Origin of the sequence: Oxalicibacterium sp., assembly GCF_035565035.1 — a bacterium.
Classification (GTDB): domain Bacteria; phylum Pseudomonadota; class Gammaproteobacteria; order Burkholderiales; family Burkholderiaceae_D; genus Oxalicibacterium.
The window spans coordinates 64,046-70,326 of sequence record NZ_DATMTD010000014.1 but is presented as its reverse complement, the minus strand read 5'-3'; the positions used below and the strand labels follow the sequence as shown (position 1 = coordinate 70,326).

Sequence of the window (6,281 nt, the reverse complement as noted above, 5' to 3'; positions counted from 1 at the left end):
GAGCATATTGGTCATAATTTGAGCTCGTCTTACGATTAATTAGCAAAAAATATACAGACAATCATGCAGTTTTAATATGCTTCGTCGTTTTTGATCCGGTAATTTTTATCGAATGATTAAGTAAGTGAAACACCGACATGATGCAAAAAAGCCATAAAAATCCGATATATAGCTTTCTAATTTGTGAAATATTGTCACATCGCAACGGTTGAAGGTTCAGCGTGGAAATAGTTTGTTAAATTAGTCCCCACGAATTCAACCCGCTACTCCAGCGTCAAAAATATGCGAATTGCCGTACTTGATGATGACCGCAGCCAGACAGATTTAGTCTGTCAAGTGCTCAGTGCAGCCGGTCATTTCTGCCACCCGTTCCAAAGCGGAAAGGAACTGCTGAACCAGTTGCGCCGCGAAAGCTTCGATATGCTGATCATCGACTGGCAGGTGCCTGATTTGAGCGGTGCGGATGTGTTGCGCTGGGCGCGTGAGAAGTTGCCGGCCAATCTGCCTGTGCTGTTCATGACCAGTCGCTCCGGCGAAGACGATATCGTTGCCGGGCTGGCAGCGGGTGCTGACGATTACATGATCAAGCCGATCCGCCGCGGCGAATTGCTGGCTCGCGTACAGGCGCTGTTGCGTCGGGCCTATCCAAGCCAGAATCCGATCGAGCAGATCCAGTTCGGTAATTTTGTTTTTGAAGCACGCACAGGACGTCTGACGGTTTCCGGTACGCCGATTGAAGTGACACAGAAGGAATTCGATCTCGCTCTGTTATTCTTCCGCAATCTGGGGCGCCCGCTGTCACGTGCCTATATCCTGGAAGCGGTATGGGCACGCGATGTCGAGATTCCGTCCAGGACGATGGATACGCACGTTTCGCGTGTACGGAGCAAGTTACAATTGCGTCCAGAGCATGGCTTTCGATTGGCTCCGGTTTACAGTTACGGCTACCGCCTGGAGCAGATGACCGGGTAGAAAGACGCGCCAAGGGTTGCGCGGAGAGGAAACATGCGCATCGCCCTCCACAAACTGATTTTCGTTGCAGCACTGGCGATCGTCATGCAGATGGCCTGGTCGGGCCCCGTCACGCCGGCACCCGGCAGCATTGTCGTCAATCCATCAGGCATTGTTTATTACGCGCAAGCCGGCGATACGCTGATGTCGATCGCCTCTCGTTTCACGACCAAGACTGCCAACTGGACAGCACTTGGTGAAGCCAATCGGATCTCCAAAGACAACAATATTCCGATCGGCACCGGCATCATCATTCCCGCCGACCTGCTGGCAGACGAACCGAGCGATGCAACCGTCATTGCCCGCAATGGCGCCATTAGCGCGACCTATCCGGACGGCAGCACAGGTGTGCTCAGCGTCGGCAGCAAAATCGTCGAAGGGACGAAAATCCACACGGGGATCAACAGCTTCCTGACACTTTCCCTGGCAGATGAATCGCGCGTCTCGTTGCCATCGAACAGTAGCGTCCAGCTGACCAGAGTACGCAAATCCCTCTATACCGGAAGTCCTCGCGTGGAAGTCACCCTGCTGCGCGGTCGCGTCGTTTCGCGTGTTTCTCCGCTCGACGTCAACAAGGGACGTTTCGAAGTCCGTACCCCGCTTTCCGTTGCCGGTGTGCGCGGCACCAATTTCCGCGTCGGCTATGACGGCAATCAAGTCGCCACCGAAGTGCTGGACGGTCACGTCGCCGCCAGCTCGACACGCACGCAGGATGTCCGCATGCTTCCGCCGGCAAAGGGCAACATCATTCAGCGTACCACCGTGGGCCCGGCTATCGACCTGCTGCCGCCACCCCAATTGAACGGCATGCCGTACCGTCAGGACGGCGCGGCCCAATTCTCGCTGGTGCCTGTCGTCGGCGCACGTCTTTACCATGTTCAACTGGCACAGGATGCAGACATGCTCCATCTGCTTGCAGAAGCGACCGGCAAGGCAAACGGCCTGAGCATCGACAACATCGCGGAAGGAAAATACTTCGCGCGCCTGTCGGCGATTGACGGCCTCGGTCTGGAGGGTATGCCGCGCACGATTGCCGTCTCCATTCAAAACCGCACCGCGGCCAACAGCGATCCGACGCAACCCGCTCCGTCCGTTGCATCCAGTGATCCACGCGAACTCGTGCTGCAATGGCCCGGCACATCGACCAGCACCTACAACATCCAGGTTGCGCGCGATCCGGAGTTCAGCTGGCTGGTATATTCGAATACGGTCACCGGCAACGAAGCCCGTTTTTCACGCCCGTCGTTCGGCACCTACTTTGCGCGCGTGCAAAGCGTCAATACCGACGGCAGCACGAATCCCTTTTCATTTTCGCAAACATTGATCGTCACCGACCAGTGGATCATCAACGACGGTCATCCGCTGCGCCCCAAGCAGGATGCGCGTAACGCTTCCCGATAAGCGACTCGCGTATTCATGGATACCCGATGGCTTTCTCCCTTCGTGCGACGTCTGGCTCTACGCGAATGGATGGTGCTGTTCGTCGGCCTGTTACTCATGGCAGCGACGCTGGGCTGGCAAAATGGTTTGGGCCGCCTCGATCAATCGATCTACGATTTCTTCCTCTCCTTCAATGACGAACAGGCGCGTGACGACATCATCATTGTCGCCATCGACGATTACAGCCTGTCTCAACTCGGTCGCTGGCCCTGGCGGCGCAACATCCATGCCGATCTGCTCAAGCGACTGAATCACGCAAATCCACGTGCGATCGGCCTCGACGTCATCCTTTCCGAGGCCGAATCATCAAACCGCGCAAATCACAATGAAGGCGACGACGCCAAGCTGAGTACAGCGTTGAAACAGAACGATCGCACCGTGCTGCCGGTCGTGATGTCGAGCGTCGGTCACGGCTTGACGGCCAACATGCCGATTCCCGAACTGGCGCAAGCTGCGCATGCACTCGGCCACATCGATCTCGAGCATGACAGCGACGGCGTGGTACGCAGCGTCTTTTTGCGAGAGGGACAGGACAATCGATGGTGGCCGCATTTCGCGGCGGCATTGCTGGCGACCGGCAATCGCGAAGACATGAGCGCAACGAAGTTTCCGCAGATAGAACACCCTGATGGGCCGGACGACTGGCAACGCGGCGACCAAATTCATATCCCGTTCCAGGGCGGCATCGGCCATTTCCAGTCGGTGCCGTATGTCTCCGTTCTGCGCGGCGAAGTCCCCGACGAATTCTTCACCGATAAATATGTTCTGGTCGGTGCCACGGCACTCGGCATGGCGGACTCCTATCCCACCCCTGTCTCCGGTTCTTCCGGTGCGATGCCCGGTATCGAAATCAATGCGCACGTGCTGGCCAGCCTGTTGAATGGCAAACGCATCATGATTGCGCCGCAATGGAAAAACGCGCTCTTCAACATCATGCCGGTGTTGATGGTGCTGCTCGGTTATCTGCTACTGTCGCCCCGCATGTCACTGCTAGCAACGGGCGGCTGGCTGGTGATGACGCTGATCGGCAGTTATATCGGTCTGAGTATGGGTGTGTGGCTGGCGCCGTCTGCCGCCATCATCGTCTTGATACTTTCCTATCCGCTATGGAGCTGGCGTCGACTGGAAGCCGCGATCACCTATCTCGGTCAGGAGTTCATCCGTCTCGATCAGGAACCGCACCTGCTCCCGGAAGAAACCTCGACGGTCCGTTTCGATGACATGGCCGACGTGTTGGAGCAGCGCATCACCGCAATGGAAAGAGCGGCGCGTCGCGTGCGTGATCTGCGGCAATTCGTCTCCGACAGCCTGGACAGTTTGCCGGATGCGACCCTGATCACAACCGTTGAAGGTCGGGTGCTGCTCGTCAACAAACATGCCGCCGATTATTACCGGACGGTCGGCTTCGATGATGTTTCCGGCATGTGCATCTATCATCTGCTCCTGCATTTGAATACGCCGCAGCCATTGAGACAAACCATCAACACGCCTTTCGAATGGGCCGAGTTGCTGGATATCAAATACACCGAAACATTTGCCGACGGCATTTCCATACAAGATCACAAGGGCCGCGATCTGCTGGTCAAGAGCGGGCCTTGCTATTCGGCCGCCAATCAATTGATCGGCTGGATCGTCAACATCATCGATATCTCCACGATTCGCGCCGCCGAACGCAGCCGAGACGAAACGTTGCGCTTTCTGTCGCATGACATGCGCGCGCCGCAGGCGTCGATCCTTGCCTTGCTCGAATTGCAAAGCGAAGAATCGTCGGCGCTGCCGCTACAGGAACTCTTTGCGCGCATCGAGAAGGCGTCGCGCAAAACGCTTGGGCTGGCCGACAATTTCGTGCAACTGGCACGCGCGGAATCGCATGAATATCGCCTGGAGGAAGTCGATTTTCACGATCTGCTGTTCGATGCCGCGGATGAAATCTGGTCGCTGGCAAAGAGCAAGCATATCGTGGTGCAGGTCGAAGGAGCAGACGGCGATTATCCGGTCCATGTCGATCGCACCTTGATGACCCGCGCACTGACCAATCTGCTCTCCAACGCCATCAATTACAGCCCGGAACACACAAACATCGTCTGCACCGTCTGGGCCGAAATCCGGAACGATCATCTGCATGTCGTCTGCAGTATCCGCGACCATGGCTACGGTATTTCCCCGGCGGATCAGGTCAAGCTGTTCCGCCGCTTCCAGCATGTGGAAACCCCTGGCCGCACACGTCACGACGGCGTGGGACTTGGGCTGGTTTTCGTGAAGACCGTCGTCGAGCGCCATCAGGGAGCCATCGAATGCACCAGCCAGATCGGCGAAGGTACGACCTTCACGCTGGCATTGCCTTGTTGCCAACCCGACTGATTCGCCGCCACGCCTTGGCAAATGGGCGTCAGGCTATAATAATGAGCTATTCATCTGCTGAATATTTGGCCATCAATGCAACTTGTCGCCGTTGGCATCAACCACACCACCGCGCCGGTTTCACTGCGCGAAAAGGTAGCCTTCCCTGCCGACCAGCTTGGTCAGGCGGTGGCTTCCGCGCGGTCGTGGTACGGACGCAGCACAAGCAACACATACAGCGACGAAACGGCGATTCTGTCGACCTGCAATCGCACCGAACTGTATGCAGCAAGCCATCTTCCCGGCGGCATCGATGAAGCGATCGATCTGACTGCGCACTTTCTCGCCGATTATCACAAACTTCCGTACACCGATCTGCGCCCCTATCTGTATGCGCTGCCGCAGGACAATGCTGTGCGACACGCCTTCCGCGTGGCATCGGGACTCGATTCGATGGTGCTGGGCGAACCGCAGATTCTCGGCCAGATGAAAGACGCCGTGCGCCAGGCAGATGCCGCCGGCGGACTCGGTACTTATCTTCACCAGATGTTCCAGCGCACTTTTGCCGTCGCCAAGGAAGTCCGCAGCACGACGGAAATCGGTGCGCACAGCGTCTCGATGGCGGCCGCCTCCGTGCGTCTGTCGCAACGCATTTTCGACAAGCTGTCGGAACAGAATGTCCTGTTCATCGGTGCCGGCGAAATGATCGAACTGTGCGCGACGCACTTCGCAGCACAGAATCCGAAATCGCTGACGATCGCCAATCGCACGCTGGAACGCGGCGAAGCGCTTGCCCATCGTTTCAATGGTCGCGCCATCCGTCTCGCGGAATTGCCCGACCAGCTCGCGCATTACGACATCGTCATTTCGTCGACGGCATCATCGCTACCCATCATCGGACTTGGCATGGTCGAACGTGCCATCAAGACGCGCCGCCACAAGCCGATGTTCATGGTCGATCTTGCCGTTCCGCGCGACATCGAGGAAGAAGTCGGGCGACTGAACGACGCCTATCTGTACACCGTCGACGATCTCGGCGCCTTTGTGCAGACCGGCGTCGAAAATCGCCAGGCAGCCGTCGCGCAAGCCGAGGCCATCATCGAAACGCGCGTGCAATCCTTTATGCACTGGATCGACGCACGTTCTGTGGTGCCGCTGATCCAGGATCTGCATGAATCCAGCGAGCTGATGCGCACCGCGGAACTGGAGCGTGCACGCAAGCTGTTGTCGCGCGGCGAAGATATCGATGTGGTTCTGGAGGCGTTGTCGAAGGGCTTGACCGCCAAATTCCTGCATGGCCCGCAACAGGCATTGAACAATGCGCAGGGCGACGAGCGTGCACGTCTGGCCGCCCTCCTGCCGCAACTGTTCCGCACCAAACGCTAGCGACGCTCGTCGCTTTTTCCTGCGCTTCTGCGGTTCTCGCAGCGCAGGAATACCCGCTCATGGCATGTCTGCATGCCTTCATATCATTCCGGAATATTTGTCAC

4 protein-coding genes are annotated in these 6,281 nt (G+C 57.3%); all 4 read left to right on the top strand.

What is annotated here, in order from left to right:
* Positions 1-282 precede the first annotated feature (282 nt).
* Entirely contained in the window at positions 283-972 is a 690-nt protein-coding gene (locus tag VN114_RS01730) for a response regulator transcription factor (protein WP_325511345.1), read from the top strand.
* Between the two features lie 33 nt (positions 973-1,005).
* Positions 1,006-2,412 (top strand): FecR domain-containing protein, encoded by a 1,407-nt coding sequence (locus VN114_RS01725; protein WP_325511343.1) that lies wholly within the window; start codon positions 1,006-1,008, stop codon positions 2,410-2,412.
* 15 nt (positions 2,413-2,427) lie between these two features.
* Positions 2,428-4,812, top strand: coding sequence for a CHASE2 domain-containing protein (locus VN114_RS01720; protein WP_325511341.1), 2,385 nt, complete (start codon positions 2,428-2,430; stop codon positions 4,810-4,812).
* A gap of 75 nt (positions 4,813-4,887) precedes the next feature.
* Positions 4,888-6,177 carry a glutamyl-tRNA reductase gene (gene hemA / locus VN114_RS01715; protein WP_325511339.1) on the top strand — a complete coding sequence of 430 codons (1,290 nt, stop codon included), beginning with the start codon at positions 4,888-4,890 and terminating at the stop codon, positions 6,175-6,177.
* Positions 6,178-6,281 lie beyond the last annotated feature (104 nt).